Raw genomic sequence first — 14276 nt, 5'->3', positions numbered from 1 at the left:
GGGTTGTTCTGTTCCTTCGCCAAGTCGCTGACGAGACGAGGAATGGCCCGGCGCCCCGGCCCGGCGAGGTCCGACCCGAACACCGAGGCCTATCGCGTCCGTTCACCCTCCGTACTGGCCATCGGACTATCGCCGCCTCACCGGCAGCAACGGTCCGCCGGGAGCGTCCGCACGTCCGCCGGGCGCCTCGCTGCCACTGCGCGTCCGGCCACGCTGCCGGGAAGGTGCTCCGTCGCTCCACCACGGCCCAGCAGGCACGGCAAGCACACCCTCCTTGAGTCACTCTGAGTGATCATCAACGACTTGCAGCATATCCTTTCGAGTCAGGAACGGAAGAGTGAAACAACATCCAGCAATAGTCCGTTGGTCCCTACTCCAGCCGTGGGCACACCCTTTACCCGGCGGCTTCCCACAGGTGTGCACGAAGACGCACTCAGCCTCCTCGCTCCCTTCACCCCGACGCCACCGGAGACCCACCGCGCGCGGGAGGAAAGGCACGTGCGACGCGGCCCGGACACTCGTGCTCGCGGCGGGGTCAACGAGGAGCGAGCGATACGGAAACCCCGTCGCCGGTCGGCGAGGGGGGCGACTAGCCTGGCCCCATGCCGCCGCCCCCCACGAAGACTTCCTTCGTCTGCCTCCCGTGCCGGGCGTCCTACAAGCAGTTCTACCGGGGCGACCACGAACGCCGCTGCCCACAGTGCCGCCAGTTGCTGATGTATACCGGCTCGGCCTTCGAGACTCCACGTAAACGGGACAACGAGGGCTGGCGGGTGCTCTCCGTCCTGCTGCACGCCGGAATCCGCTTCCCCAAGGGCTGTTGCAGCGGTCCTGGCTACCGCCCGCGCACACTGCGGGAAGTGCGGGAACGCATGGCCCATGCCAAGGCCACGGGCGAGCCGATCGCCCAAGCGCTGGTGCGCCCGGAACTGCCGTAGCCGTCGCACGCACCCCGGCAGGCTCCCCCGCCCGGCCCGCTACAGAAGGTGGTCCGCCTTACCGGCCTTGATGTCCCGGATCAGAGTGCTCAGGGCCTCCCGGGTGTCCGTGAGGTAGCTCTCCTCCTGCCCGGCAACCGCTATGTAGGCCTGCCCCCTTGCGTCGGTGCCGATGCGGAAGCAGTTGTTGCCTTCCCCGCAGAAGGGGTCTTCCCAGTTGATCTCCGCCACGGTCGGGCTCCTCACAGGTCGTGGATGATGCCGTTGATGAGGTCGCGCGATGCCTCTGGCGACAGACTTGCGTCGTCCATCCAGTCCAGGTGAGCGCGGTACTTCGCCAGTTGCAGCTCCGCATGCAGGAACTCAGGGCCGTGGGCCGAGTCGAGTTGCACCGTGTCGAGGCGCGGTACTGGTCCTTCCGCGTAGAGCAGGGCATGCCCCGCTCCGGGGAAGCTGCCGCGTTCCAAAGGCAGTACGCGCACGAGGACGTTGTCCCGTTCGCTGGCCTCGATCAGTGACTTGAGCTGGCCCCTGGTGGTGTCGCGACCGCCGAAGAGCATGCGGACAGCCATCTCGTGCACGTATCCGACGTAGGCGACCGGGTGGTCCCGCGTCAACACGCTCTGCCGCTCCATGCGATGGGCCACGCGTACCTCCACTTCGAGGCGTGAGAGTGCGGGCAGCACTGCCGCGAAGATGCTGCGGGCGTACTCCTCGGTCTGAAGGAGGCCGGGCACATGGATCGTCTGAACGGTCTGGATCCGGGTGGCATGCCACTCCAGTTCAGCAATGTCCAGCAGACCCAGAGACAGCTTCCCCCGGTACGCGTCCCACCAGTGCGGCTGCGGTGACCCGGTGAGCTCGACCAGCGCGGACAGATAGTCCTCGTCCGCGCACTCGCAGTGGGTTGCCAGAGTGCGCAGCCGCTCAGGGCTGATGTTTCGGGTGCCCGACTCGATGTTCGAGACCTTGCCCCGATCGAGCCCGAGCAGCCCGGCAACGTACTCGGCGGTGAGGCCCGCCTCGGTCCGCATCCTCTTGATTTCCGCGCCAAGTCTGCGCTGGCGCTGAGTAGTTGTGGTGCGCGGGGGCATCGAACGCCTTTCCTCCAAGGTGCGGCCCAGTCTGCCGGGGAAAGGCACAGCTCTCCATAGGTGGCTCAGTTCCACTGGAGTGGTGGCGCGTGTACCACTTCTTGGTTTACCTTACGTGATGCGGCGCTCACGCAAAGGCGAGATCGAAGAGCATCGCGTGGGCCTGCCCGTGTCCTCCTGCCCTGGGAAGGGCGGGCCCGCGCCAGGGAGACGAGCCACTGTCTCGCCCCTCCCGTGACCGCGCCCGCACATCCGCCCGCCCCACCATCGCACCAGTCAGCGGAGTTGCCACGCCCGAAAGCGCACGCCCACCCGTTCCGGTGACACAGCACGTCACCGGCGAGACATCCCCGCGTACCCCATCCGGCTACGCTCCCCACGCCACCGCCGCGCCGTTCCTCCCTCAGATGGTCCCGAGGTTCACCCAGTGCCCGCCACCGCCCCCGGACCTGACGGAACCGTCCCCCACGAACCTCGTCTACGGGATGACACTGCCCTCAGCCCTCGGGACTCCCGACGTCGCGCAGGCGTCCGCAGAGGTCATGCTGGACGTGCACGAGGTCGAGGAGAAAGCGATCGACCCAGCGCTTCTCCTCGTGCACGCGCTCGCGGTACACGCCTGCCGCTTCACCGGAGCAGGCGAGATGATCCACCTCGGGCTCCACCGCCTGGACAACGTCCTCCAAGTCACGGTCCACGACACCCACACCACTCACACCCATCGCCGCTTGGCCGCCGCGTGTGACAAACGACGCCGGACCTCCCTCGCAGGAGTCCGCGAACTGGCGGAAGCCCACCAGGGCACGTAGGGGTTCGCAGCCGCGCACGCACCCGCCGCCGGTGTCTGCACCTGGGCCACACTCGTCCAACTGAGGTAGTAGATGCCATCGGCTGCGGCCAGGCGGGCGAACACCTCCCGCTGCAGATCTGCCTCCGGCTCGGTGGGCACGTTCCAGAGCGGATCGAACCACTCCCCAGGATCTGCACGGCCTTCTCCTGGCTGATGGACTCGTACAGGTCGGGAGTGATCAACCGCAGCCAGTACGGACCGTGCCGGGGCCCGTCCGGCAGCACTCCGCCACCCGCATAGTCGTCCCGGAACTGCTCATGCCCAATCAGTGCGGCAAGCAGCCCCTATCATCCACCGACTCTGCAGAGAAGCGGAGCTGCTTGACGTCAACCCACCGAAACCCGTGCTCCTTCGGATCCCGGACGTAGCATCGAGAGTTGATGAAGGCGTTTTCCTCGTGAGTGAGCCCGTGGTCCATGTCGCCAGCCTAGAAGGCAGGCAATGAGATCCTGCCGACTCACCGGACAGGCCCTAGGCCGCTTGGCCCGCCGGGTGGAAGTTGATGCGTTCACTGATGACGGGGAAGCCAGCCCTGGCGAAGTTCGCGGCCATGGGGAAGTTGCCTTGGTCCGTCGCTCCGCTGACGAACTCGGCGCCCTGCTCGACGAGGAAGTGGGTGCACTCCGCGAGGAGGTCGTAGGCGTAGCCGCGACCGCGCTGTTCAGGGACGACTCCGATGAAGCCGATCGTCGGGCCGGAGGGGTTGTGGGCCGGGATGTGGATGCCGGCCAGGTCACCCTCCGGCGTGTGTGCGATCTGCCACCATTCCCGTGGGGAGGGGCACCAGTGGAAGAAGTCCAGTTCTTCCTGGGCCGCCTGGTCGAGGCCGCCCTCCTCGATGGCCCTGAGCGCGTGGGCGTCCAGGGTGGCGGAGTGGATGCGGCGCAACGCGTCGAAGAACACGGTGTCGTCGGGTTCGGCGCGGAAGCGCAGGCGTCCGGGCCGCTCGGGCAGACCTCGCTCGGGGGTCCAGCGGTACACGAAGCGTTCCACCAGGAGTTCGTACCCTGCGGCCCGTGCGGCAGCGAAGCGCGCCTCGGCTCCGGCGCGCAGGGGGGTCTTTTCCCGCCAGCCGCCGGGCAGGTTGATCTCGAGTTCGACCTGCCAGGGAGCGGAGCGCAGGAGTTCGGCCCCGGCCTCCTCCTCGCCCTCGGCCACGTCGAACCAGTTGATGTTGACGGGCTCCGAGTCGTCGGGGCCGCCCCACCACGCACCGCGTGCGACGACCTCGCCGTCACGCAGGGCGACGCGCTTCCAGTCGGGGCGGAACCGGGTACGCCGGTGGCCTTCACCGGTGCCGAGGGGGTCGGGGTGTGCGTCGAAAAGATGTGCGTCGCTCGCGGAAAGCGCGCGGATGACCGTATCGGTCATGGATTCCTCCGGGATACAGGCTGCTTGGAGCGCTCCCGGTCAGAACTGACGAACCACGCCGGGATAGCGGAAGAGGGAGCGCTGGAAAGGTGTGAACCGCACGGCACTCGCCTCCTTCCATCCATCTCAGGGCGTGAAGCCACACAGTACGTGCCCTTCCGCGGGTCCGTCCACGGATTTCCGCGCCCCTTGATGGCCTCAGCGGGTCCGTGGGACGTGCCGGGTCGGCCGAAGTAGGCCAGCACGTCAGCGGCGCGCTTCTTCAGGTCCGCCTGAGGGTGGTGACCTCGCTCAGCGCGGCCGGGACTCCACGGCTGAGGGTCTCGATCAGCTGGTCATCATGGTCCGGCCGGCGGCGCGGTCGGGGTCGCGGTAGGCGGCGATGACGGCCCGGTGGACACCCCGGGTGACTCGACGGCGACGTGGCTCGTCGGCGAACAGGGCGGCATGTAGTCCCGCGCGAGTACGCGTCGCCTCCTGTGGACGGATGCGGCCGCCGGCGGCCGCCAGCATCGTGGCGGACACCAACCACTCATCGGAGGTCTCGTGTCCCCACATCCGAATTCCCCGGTCGTCGACGGGCAGTCCGGGAGCGCGCTGTCATCCCACGCTGATGACGTTGCGGCCAGGCTTGTCGGCGCAGTCAAGCGATACGGCTCCGGCCAGTCGGCCGTCGTCGCTCTCGACGACGTCACCATCGCGTTCCCGGCGGGGAAGTTCACGGCTGTGATGGGCCCGTCGGGTTCGGGAAAGTCGACGATGATGCACTGCGCCGCCGGGCTGGATCAACTGACGTCGGGCCGCGCCTTCATCGGCAACACCGATCTGTCGACCCTCGACGACCGCGAACTGACCATGCTGCGCCGAGAACGGATCGGGTTCGTGTTCCAGACGCTCAATCTCGTGGGGACCCTCACGGCCGAGGAGAACATCCGCCTGCCGTTGACGTTGTCGGGCCGCCAGCCGAGCGAGGGAGTGCTCGATCAGATCGTGTCGATGCTGCGCCTCGGTGATCGCATGCATCATCGGCCGACGGAGCTCTCGGGCGGCCAGCAACAGCGCGTCGCCATCGCCCGGGCGCTGCTCGCCCGGCCACACGTGGTGTTCGCCGACGAGCCCACCGGCAACCTCGACACCCGGTCCGGACAGGAGATCCTCGGATACCTGCGATCAGCGGTCGACGAACATCATCAGTCGATCGTGATGGTCACGCACGATCCCAACGCCGCTGCCTGGGTGGACCACGTCGTGTTCGTCGTCGACGGCAGAGTGCACGACGTGATGGATCGCCCGTCGGCCGATTCGGTGCTCGACGTGATGAAGGGCCTGGGGCGATGAGCCAGATGGTGCGGAGCGCGGCCCGGGGCGTGTTCGCGAGCCGGGGTCGGTTCCTGCTCACGGGCACGGCGATCGCACTGTCGGTGGCGTTCCTCGCCGCGACGCTGGTGCTGTCCGACTCGATGCGCGGCCGAGCGGCCAGCGATATCGCCGAAGCGTTGGCCGGAACGGACGCCGTGGTGCAGGGCGTTTCCCTCGGCGAGCCCGGCGGAGGACCGGGAGATCCCGCCAGGTCGGTTCGGCGATCGCTGGATCCCGACATCACCGAGCGCGTGGTCGCGGTCGACGGCGTCGACGGGGCCGCCTCGCAATGGGTCGGCTTCGCGAAGCTGGTCGTCGACGGATCGACGGTCGGAACCGGCACGGCGAGCGACGTCGGTCGCAACTGGGTCGCCAACCCGGCACTCAATCCGTTCCGGCTCGCGAGCGGGCGACCACCGACCGAGGTCGGAGAGATCATGATCGATCGATCGCTCGCCGACGACGCAGGCGTGGCTCCGGGTGACGTCGTACAGGTCCTGACCGCGACGGGGATGCACGAGGCGACCATCACCGGTATCGCGGCGTTCGCGTCGGCGGACGCGGCACCGCTGCAGCGAACGGTTCTGTTGGCCGACGGAGCGGTGTCAGCCTGGCTCGACACGGCGGCGCCGACCGAGGTGCTCGTCGACGTCGCGGAGGGTGCCGACCGCACCGAGGTGCTCGGCCGACTGTCGGCGGTGTCCGATGCCGATGTCGTCGACGGACCCGACTACATCCGGACGGTGCAGGACGACGCGACGTCACCGCTGCAGTTCCTGAACGTGTTCCTCCTGGCCTTCGCCGTGGTCGCATTTCTGATCGGCGTGACGATCATCTTCAACACGTTCGCGCTCACCGTCGCCCGCCGCCGGCGGGAGTCGGGACTGCTGCGTGCGATCGGTGCGGAACGACGCCAAGTGCTCGGCGGAGTGGTGATCGAGGCAGCGTTCGTCGGAACGATCGCCACGCTCGCCGGCCTCGTATGCGGGGTCGCGGGAGTGGGCGCGCTGCGCTGGGTCGTCGGACTCACCGGGGTCAGCCTGATCACCGGGCCGACGATCGTGAGCCCGACCTCGATCGCGATCGCCGCGACCGCCGGTATCGGCGCAACGATCCTCTCGGCATGGATCCCGGCTCGCCGCGCGGCGGCGACACCACCGATCGAGGCGCTGCGCGAGAGCGCGGCGGAGCCCCGGGTCGTGAGCCGAGCGCGGACTGCAAGCGGACTCGTGCTCGCCGCGGCGGCGATCGCTGGAGGAGCTGTGGCTGTGGTGGGCTCGAACCCGGTGTGGCTCATGCTCGCTGGTGCCATTGTCCCGGCGCTCGTGCTGTGCGGCCCGGCGATTGTGACGGCTTCAGCACGTGGGAGCTCTCCGGCTGCCCGCCGCGCCGCCGGTGTGTCCGGCTCTATCGCAGCGGGAAACCTGGCTGCGAGCCCCCGCCGATCGGCATCGACGGCGCTCGCGCTCATGCTCGGAATCGCCATGGTGTCGGTGTTCTCGATCTTCGCGAGCTCACTGACGAGCGCGATGGGAACGGACGTCCGTGAGGGACTGCAGGCGGACCTGGTGGTCACGTCGGCGACCCCCGACTTCTCGACGATCGACCCCACCCTGGTCGGCCGGATAGCAGCGCTGCCCGACGTCGACTCGGCAACTGCGCTGTCGATCGCCGAAGGGATCGTGGCAGGGAAAGCCGAGGCGATCGGCGGCATCGACCCGACGGCACTGCCCACCATGTACGACCTCGACCCGATCGCCGGCGACCTCGCCGATCTGAGCTCGGGAGGCGTGGCCGTGGTCGGTGACGACCCGGCGCGGCTTGGCGGAAGCCTGAAGATCGAGTTCGAACGATCGACCGTCGAAGCGCCGATCGTTGCCGTGGTCGAGAGGAGCACCGGCGGTTTCGAAGCGCCGGCGTACTTCGTCGACCATGCGACACTCGACGCCTCGGTCGGTCGTCTGCTCGATGCGCAGGTGTTCGTCGACCTCGCCGACGGAGCGGGGGCGGACACCGAGGAAGCCGTGAGCGCCCTGGTCCGGGAGGCGCCCGGGTCGTTCCTGGCGACCCGCGAAGAACACGTCGCCAGCAGCGGGAGCGAGATCGCGGCGTTCGGGTACTTCATCGACGGGATGCTCATTCTGGCGAGCTTCATCGCGCTTCTTGGAGTCGCCAACACCACGGCGCTCGCGATCAATGAACGCTCTGGAGAGATGGGGCTGCTGCGAGCGGTCGGGGCGTCTCGGCGGGAACTGCGTCGCATCGTGCGGCTCGAGGGGGCACTCCTGTCGTTTGTTGCCGCATCGATCGGTATCGCCGTCGGAGCCGGCTTCGGCTGGGCGATGATCGATGTCACTGGAGGCACGGAGATCCCGTCCATCGTCGTACCCTGGGCCCGTCTGGCAGTGACGCTGATCATCGCAGTCGCAGCGGGCGTGGTCGCTGCGGCGTGGCCCGCGTTCCGGGTCTCCCGGGTGCCTGTGCTCGAGCTGGTGAGCCGGGACCGCTGATGCGCCCCAGCACCTGGGCCGGGTGGCCCATGACCGGTCCAGGTGCAGAGACCTCCCGTGGGAGTATGCGCCCGCTGTCGGCCGCGAGGATGATAGTGCCATGACGCACACGGAGCACCGCACCGGTCGCGCCGATCTCGTTGCGCTCGTCGCCGCGTTGGCGGTGTCGATCGGCGTGTTCGTCCTCGATCCGGACGTCCTGGCCGGGCGGGAGCTCCTGGGCGTCGCGATCGCGGCCGTCGCCGCAGTGCTGCTCGTCGTCGCCGGCCGGTTCGGTCGGGTCACCGTCGTGGCGATCGGCGTGCTGACCGTCGTCACCTTCGCATGGACGGCCAGCCCGGTCGCGCTGGGACCGATGCTCGCCCTGGCGCTGTTCCGTCTCGTGCGCCGGAGCGACGATCGCTCTGTGATCTGGTTCGGATCGTTCGTCGCGGTCGTCGTCGCCGGCTTCGGGGCGCTGGCCGGTGATGACCCGTTCTGGTTCGAATGGGTCACCTACTCAGCCGTTCTCCTGCTGCCGATCGCCGCGGCCGACGCCCGTCGCTCCAACCTGCGGCGTCGAGCCGACGGATTGGAACGCCAGGTCGCCGAGCGGCTCCAGGCGGAACGCCTTCGCATCGCGTACGACCTGCACGACATCGTCGCCCATTCGCTGTCGGCGATCACCGTCCAGTCCGGCATCGCCGCCCACAGGTTCGAGCGCGATCCCGCCGCCGCTCACACTTCGCTCGTCGAGATCAACGACGCGGGCAGACGATCGCTCGACGAGCTGAGATCCCTGCTCGGGCTCCTCCGGTCCGACGAGTCGGTCCCGCTTCGCCCGGTACCGGCGGCCACCACCACCCTCAGCGAGGTCGTCGCTGCCGCCGGGCACTCGACGGAGGTCGAGGTGGTCGAGGACGGTCACTATCCTGCGGGCGTGGCGGAGAGCACCGTGGTGACGGTGCACCGCATCGTGCACGAGTGCCTGGTCAACGTCGCCCGCCACGCCGGCGACGTCCCCACGGTCGTCCGGCTCCGGCACGCAGACGGCGGCGTGCACGTCACCGTGTCGAACGAGGCCCCGGCCACCGCACGCGTCACAACGCCGGGCACCGGCATCGGTCTGGTAGCGATCCGCGAGCGCGCGGAGCTCCTCGGTGGCACCGTCCACGCCGGACCCACCGACAACGGCAGGTTCACGGTGCACGCGTTCGTGCCGTACCACATACCCGGCGGGTGGGAGGTATGACCCCTCGGCTCGACGCGCCTGCCGTGACGAGGCGCGACATCCGCGTGCTGCTCGTCGACGACCAGGAGTTGGTGCGCCGCGGGTTCGCAGCCCTGCTCGCCAACGAACCCGGCATCAAGGTCGTCGGTGAGGTCGGCGACGGCGCGCAGGCGATCGCCGAGACCTGGCGGACACGCCCCGACGTCGTGCTGATGGACATCCGCATGCCCCGCATGGACGGGCTCGACGCGACGCGAGCGATCTGCGGCGACGAACGGCTCAACGCCACCAAAGTGCTCGTGCTCACCACCTTCGCGCTCGATGAGTACGTCTACGAGGCGCTCAGATCCGGTGCCTCCGGTTTCCTGCTCAAGGACACCCCACCGCGGCTCCTGCTCGAGGCTATCGCCGCCGCCGCCGACGGTGACGTCCTCATCTCACCGGCGATGGCCAAGCGGTTGGTCGCCGACTTCGTTCGCCGGCCGATCAACCGTCCCGGCGACTCGGGTCCTCTCGATCTCCTCAGCGAGCGCGAGCGCGAAGTACTCGCCGAGGTCGCACGTGGCAAGACCAACTCCGAGATCGGCGAGTCGCTCCACATGTCGCCGCTCACGGCGAAGACGCACGTCAGTCGCATTTTCGGCAAGCTGAACGCGCGCGACCGCGTCCAGCTCGTGATCATCGGATACGAGACCGGACTCGTCAGCCTCGGCGAGTGAGCACCGCGAGCGTCGTGGCAATCGGCTCTGTCGATGTCGGCGCCGGGATCGGCCACCCACCCCGACGGCTCGGCGCTACGTGCGAGCGAACCGCCTCGCGACGCCGGGGAACGTTCCGCACGCCGAGCAGTGCACCGGCCGGGTGGGCGGGCCGCGCGAAACGGGTTGGTGCGTGGGCCCGGCGGCCCCACAGAATGGCGCACATGTCCACCGAGCTTCACAGCCCCCGCGCCGCCGTCGACGCCCTCTGCTCCTCACTCGACCCGCTCGCCTACCCCGCCCGCATGCGCGCGTTCGCCGCGTGGACGCGGGACCGTGTCCGGAACGGCGACGTCAACGGTGGACTCCGCGCACTGCTCGACGAGTTGGACACGCGCGGGCTGCACGGACGGAGGCTGGCCGTCGTCGCCGCGACGATCGGGCGGGACATCCAGTTCCTGGAGGCCCGCACCGCGGACCCCGATCCGACCGTGCGCGGCCACGCGCTGAAGTCCTCGCGTCACCTGCCGATCAGCGACGCTGCCCTGGAACGGGCCATGGACGACGCCCCGGAAACCGTACGCCGGCAGATCGCCACCGCCGTCGTCCTCGGGGGACGCACCGCTCTCGCCGAGCGGCTGATCGTGTCCCTTCGTGAGCAGTGGGGGGACGGGGAAGCCGCCCGGCTGCTGCCGGGCTGCGGGGCCGAGACCGTGGCGCGGCTGCTTCCGGAGCTCTTCCCCGCCGTGCCGCGGTGGCAGGCCCTCGGCCGCCACTGCCCGGACGTGGTGCTCGACGAGGCGGCACGTCAGCTCGCCGAGCTGCCCGAACAGTCACGCACCGACTGGTGGCAACGCCATGCGAGCGTCTTCCCGGCCACCGTGGAGGCCCGTCCGCTGCGCGTACTGGAACTGCTGGAGCGGCACTGCCCGGCCCACCTCCCCGAACCCGTGCGCGTCTGCCTGGGCCCGCTGATGAAGGCGGCCCCGGGACGGACCGTCCGGCTGATCACTGCGCCGGAGTTCCCCGTCCGCCACCCGCGGGCCCTGGTGTCCCGCACCGCTCTGAGCCGGGTCGCCCGGCTCGGGCCGCCGGAGCTCATCGACCTCGGCCGGGCCTGGAGCCACGCCCCCGACTCCCTCACGCTGCTGCTCCGCGCGCTGCCCCCGTCCCGGCGCGACGCCTTCTACGATGCCGCGACCGCCGGCCAGGACCTGAGTCACAGCACCCTCAGCAACGATCTCCTCAACGCACTGCCCCGCCGACGCGCGCAGGCCGAGGCACGGCGGATGGCCGCGCAGGCCGCCGAGCGCGGGGAACCCTGGCACACCGTTCTGGCAGCTGTCGCCCACCTGCCGGTTGCTGAGGCCAGGGCGCAACTGCTCGCCGCCACCCGCCGCCCTGCGGCGGACGACCGGGCGTGCGCGTACCCCCTGCTGATTCAGAACGCGGCCAGGTCCGGAGAAGCCGCTGCGATCGGCACGCTGCTCGAGGACCTCCAGCGGCTCCGCAACGAGCAGGATTCCGTCCGGTCATCCGCGCTCACCGCTCTTGCCGAAGTCCCGCCGATACTCTTCACCGGCGCGGACGCCACCCCGCTCACCCGCATCACCACCGATGCGATCGAGGCACGTGACAGCTCCGTGTGGACCCGGCAGGCCTTGTCCACGCTGGCATTCGCGGTGCTGCGGGAGCATGCCGCGGACAGCGAGCGGTCACCACTGGCGGGATGGGCGCTGGGCACCGTCACGCAACTCTCCGGACACACCGGAGGCGCCAACCTGGGCCGTCTGGACACCACTCTGCGCCGGGGACAGGAGTTCCAGGTCTTCGAGGCGCTCCGGCCCTGGCTGGAAGCCGGTGCGGACAACTGCGACCACTCACTGACCTTCGCGCTGGCCCGGGCTCTCGGAAAGCGCGCCCGCCGCATGCCGGAGCTCCAGGAGCTCCTGTGGCAGGCGATTCAGTTCGGCAGCGACGCCACAGTGCGCCACGCGGTGAGCCTGTGGCTCGACGACCCCTCCACCAGGGACGAACGCACCGCCCACGTGCTGCAAGTCGAACCCTCGGCCGCCGTACTGTCCCCCGTGCTGCGCACTCTGACGCACCGGCGCACGGACCTGCTGGACAGCGTCCTCGCCGACACGCCACCGTACGGGCGCTTCCTCACCCCGGGGGCCCACTGGATACCTCCTGTCGACGGCGCCCACACCTGGCTCCCGCGCCAACAGGCCGCCGCCGCCCACCTGCTGGCCCGTGCAGCGGACGACGCGTCCTTGCCCAAGCGCACGCGGGCCGGATACCTCCGGGCTGCTGCCGGCATCCCCGACCTCGGCTTCCAGATCGTCCACCGGTACCTCAACTCCCCGGACGCCGTCCTCGCTGAGGCCGCCCTCGGGGCCCTGGCCTGGACGGAACGCCCCGCCGAAGCGCTGCCGCTGCTGCTCGCGCACGCCGCGGACGACAGGGCAAGGGTTGCCCTCTACGCAGCGCACCGGGTGACCGGATTCGTCGCCCCGTCCCAGCTGGAGACGCTGCTGCGCGCCGCGCTGCTGCCGGCGAACGACGACACGCCCGCCCCCGCGGCCAAAATCACCAGCCGCAAGGAACTCGTCCGGCTCGCCGCCTCCCGGCTGCCCGTCAACATCGCCGCCGCCGTCCTCGCCGACACCTTCGACCTCCCCGGGCAGCACCCCGACGTGCAGGCAGCGTGTGTTTCCGTCGCCCCCTCACTGCTGCGCTCGCCGGCCGCCTGGAGACTGCTGGAACAAGCCGCCGACGGCCCACCGGTCACCCAGGCCGCCGTCCTGCGCATCCAGCCGTACGAGCTCCAGGCCGGTGACCGCGCTCGCTGTGCGCGGCTGGTCGGAAAGGTGTCGGACAGCGAGGACCCGCAAACCGTGCACCTGGCAACGGGTCTCCTCGCGCGCTGGTCACCGTGGTACCCGGAGGCCGCACGGCTGCTCCTGGCCAAGACCATCGACCTGGACAACCGCTCGTCCTGGCCCACGGCGGCAGCCGGACTCGTGACGCTGGCCTCCTCGGCCGAGGGTGCGGGCCCCCTGCTCGATGCACTCGCCCGGCTCGTCGCCGCCGAACCCGAGGCCTCCGCGGTTCCCCTCGATGCAGAGAGCGACCGGGACCGCCCCGCCCGGCAGCGGATCGGCCACCTGGTCGCGCGGCTGTCCGACGCCACGGACCTGCCGCGGGCCGAAGCAAGCCGGGCGGCAGCTCTCCGCGCCTCCGCACTTCTCTGCGACACCGACGACTATGTGCCCCAGGGCACGCATCTCTTCGTCATGTGCCTTGACCTCGATGCGGAACCGGCACACCTGCTCGACGCGCTGGAACACCTGGCGGGCCTCCATACCGGGCGCCCTGCCCTGGCCGCCCGCACCGCGGAGACCCTCGGCGACCGGCTCGACAGCGACCGCAACCCCGGCGACCCGTCGGTGCTGCTGCGGGCGGTCGAGCAGCTCACCGCGAACGCCGACCATGCCGCCGGCCTGCTTGCCGTCGCCCTCACCGAGGCACTGGGGGACCGCACCGGCTGGCCCCTGGACTGGCGCACCCGTCTCCGTGCTCTCCGACGCCACCCCGAGCCCGACGTCCGAGAGGCTGCCCTCACGGTGCTGACGGCAACGGAGTAGCGCGGAGAACGCCTTGCCGGATGCTGCGGGCAGCATCCGGCAAGGCGCCGTGGCCAAGCCGTCCGGTGCGCTGATCCGGGTGCGGAGCATGGCGAGCCGCACCACCCGGTGACTGGTCGCAGAGCGAGCGACGCGCTGTCCCGTTGCCGGGCTCAGACCGGACGCACAAGGTCCTTCCACCGGGCATGAACAGCCTGCCACTGCGGCACACGGCGACTGACGCCCAAGACCCACTCGCCGCTGTCGATCGCCTCGATCGCGACGTGACAGCCCTCGAACGCCTCCCGTTCGAGCCGGTTCAGGTCCGCAGGAGACCGACCGTCCACGGCCACCAGGACGCAGTCACAGACCTGGTGCAGGCGCTGCGCGAACCCTCGGAGCTCGGGCCAGGAGAAGAGGTACCCGCCTGGTCGGCCGGCCTGATCCTCGAAGTCCTCCATCGTGCTCTGCTTCGGCGCCTGGCCCATGCCGGAGAAGTGCAGCATCCGCCATGCCCATGCGTTCTCCGGCAGCGCACCGAGGACGTGGTGAAGCTGGATCACGTCGCTGTCCACCCACATGGGCAGAGAGGTCCGCTCGATCACTGCACCCCTTCC

General features: G+C 69.8%; 11 protein-coding genes and 1 pseudogene. 7 read left to right on the top strand and 5 right to left on the bottom strand.

Annotated elements, in window-relative coordinates; genetic code table 11:
- Window positions 1–602 precede the first annotated feature (602 nt).
- Window positions 603–938, top strand: coding sequence for a deoxyxylulose-5-phosphate synthase (locus tag PJ985_RS02830; RefSeq protein ID WP_271681859.1), 336 nt, complete (start codon window positions 603–605; stop codon window positions 936–938).
- A gap of 39 nt (window positions 939–977) precedes the next feature.
- Here the strand turns inward: PJ985_RS02830 and PJ985_RS02825 are convergent, their stop codons facing one another.
- Both PJ985_RS02825 and PJ985_RS02820 read right to left on the bottom strand, forming a co-directional pair.
- Window positions 978–1169: a hypothetical protein gene (locus PJ985_RS02825; protein WP_271681858.1), complete on the bottom strand. Its 192-nt coding sequence runs from the start codon at window positions 1167–1169 to the stop codon at window positions 978–980.
- Between the two features lie 11 nt (window positions 1170–1180).
- Window positions 1181–2032 (bottom strand): helix-turn-helix domain-containing protein, encoded by an 852-nt coding sequence (locus tag PJ985_RS02820; RefSeq protein WP_271681857.1) that lies wholly within the window; start codon window positions 2030–2032, stop codon window positions 1181–1183.
- Window positions 2033–2517: 485 nt separating this feature from the next.
- Here PJ985_RS02820 and PJ985_RS02815 point away from each other — a divergent pair, with 485 nt between their 5' ends.
- On the top strand, window positions 2518–2841 hold the full coding sequence (locus PJ985_RS02815; RefSeq protein WP_271681856.1) for a hypothetical protein: 324 nt from the start codon (window positions 2518–2520) through the stop codon (window positions 2839–2841).
- 512 nt (window positions 2842–3353) lie between these two features.
- Here the strand turns inward: PJ985_RS02815 and PJ985_RS02810 are convergent.
- Both PJ985_RS02810 and PJ985_RS02805 read right to left on the bottom strand, forming a co-directional pair.
- Window positions 3354–4253 (bottom strand): GNAT family N-acetyltransferase, encoded by a 900-nt coding sequence (locus PJ985_RS02810; RefSeq protein ID WP_271681855.1) that lies wholly within the window; start codon window positions 4251–4253, stop codon window positions 3354–3356.
- A gap of 182 nt (window positions 4254–4435) precedes the next feature.
- Window positions 4436–4697: pseudogene (locus tag PJ985_RS02805) on the bottom strand (ISL3 family transposase); the annotation flags it as partial.
- A gap of 153 nt (window positions 4698–4850) precedes the next feature.
- Here PJ985_RS02805 and PJ985_RS02800 point away from each other — a divergent pair.
- The 5 genes from PJ985_RS02800 to PJ985_RS02780 all read left to right on the top strand — a co-directional run bounded on the left by PJ985_RS02800 (window position 4851) and on the right by PJ985_RS02780 (window position 13680).
- The gene (locus PJ985_RS02800; protein ID WP_271682076.1) at window positions 4851–5591 is read left to right on the top strand and encodes an ABC transporter ATP-binding protein; all 741 of its coding nucleotides are present in this window, start codon (window positions 4851–4853) and stop codon (window positions 5589–5591) included.
- Complete coding sequence (locus PJ985_RS02795; RefSeq protein ID WP_271681854.1) at window positions 5588–8122, top strand: FtsX-like permease family protein; 2535 nt, start codon at window positions 5588–5590, stop codon at window positions 8120–8122. The genes PJ985_RS02800 and PJ985_RS02795 overlap by 4 nt, the downstream gene beginning before the upstream one ends.
- 100 nt (window positions 8123–8222) lie before the next feature.
- On the top strand, window positions 8223–9353 hold the full coding sequence (locus PJ985_RS02790; protein WP_271681853.1) for a sensor histidine kinase: 1131 nt from the start codon (window positions 8223–8225) through the stop codon (window positions 9351–9353).
- Window positions 9350–10051, top strand: coding sequence for a response regulator transcription factor (locus tag PJ985_RS02785; protein WP_271681852.1), 702 nt, complete (start codon window positions 9350–9352; stop codon window positions 10049–10051). The genes PJ985_RS02790 and PJ985_RS02785 overlap by 4 nt, the downstream gene beginning before the upstream one ends.
- Before the next feature lie 203 nt (window positions 10052–10254).
- Entirely contained in the window at window positions 10255–13680 is a 3426-nt protein-coding gene (locus PJ985_RS02780; RefSeq protein ID WP_271681851.1) for a hypothetical protein, read from the top strand.
- Window positions 13681–13832: 152 nt separating this feature from the next.
- On the opposite strand, the gene PJ985_RS02775 is transcribed toward PJ985_RS02780, so the two are convergent.
- Window positions 13833–14264: a hypothetical protein gene (locus PJ985_RS02775; RefSeq protein WP_271681850.1), complete on the bottom strand. Its 432-nt coding sequence runs from the start codon at window positions 14262–14264 to the stop codon at window positions 13833–13835.
- Between the last annotated feature and the right edge of the window lie 12 nt (window positions 14265–14276).

This window comes from Streptomyces sp. ACA25 (assembly GCF_028200735.1).
GTDB lineage: Bacteria > Actinomycetota > Actinomycetes > Streptomycetales > Streptomycetaceae > Streptomyces.
The sequence above is the reverse complement of the archived record's forward strand: the minus strand, read 5'-3'. Positions and strand labels throughout refer to the sequence as shown.

What these genes read in the sequence shown, in the direction of transcription:
- PJ985_RS02830 (WP_271681859.1), top strand. Translation starts at nt 603, where the DNA reads ATGCCGCCGCCCCCCACGAAGACTTCCTTCGTCTGCCTCCCGTGCCGG.
- PJ985_RS02820 (WP_271681857.1), bottom strand. Translation starts at nt 2,032, where the DNA reads ATGCCCCCGCGCACCACAACTACTCAGCGCCAGCGCAGACTTGGCGCG.
- PJ985_RS02815 (WP_271681856.1), top strand. Translation starts at nt 2,518, where the DNA reads ATGACACTGCCCTCAGCCCTCGGGACTCCCGACGTCGCGCAGGCGTCC.
- PJ985_RS02810 (WP_271681855.1), bottom strand. Translation starts at nt 4,253, where the DNA reads ATGACCGATACGGTCATCCGCGCGCTTTCCGCGAGCGACGCACATCTT.
- PJ985_RS02795 (WP_271681854.1), top strand. Translation starts at nt 5,588, where the DNA reads ATGAGCCAGATGGTGCGGAGCGCGGCCCGGGGCGTGTTCGCGAGCCGG.
- PJ985_RS02790 (WP_271681853.1), top strand. Translation starts at nt 8,223, where the DNA reads ATGACGCACACGGAGCACCGCACCGGTCGCGCCGATCTCGTTGCGCTC.
- PJ985_RS02785 (WP_271681852.1), top strand. Translation starts at nt 9,350, where the DNA reads ATGACCCCTCGGCTCGACGCGCCTGCCGTGACGAGGCGCGACATCCGC.
- PJ985_RS02780 (WP_271681851.1), top strand. Translation starts at nt 10,255, where the DNA reads ATGTCCACCGAGCTTCACAGCCCCCGCGCCGCCGTCGACGCCCTCTGC.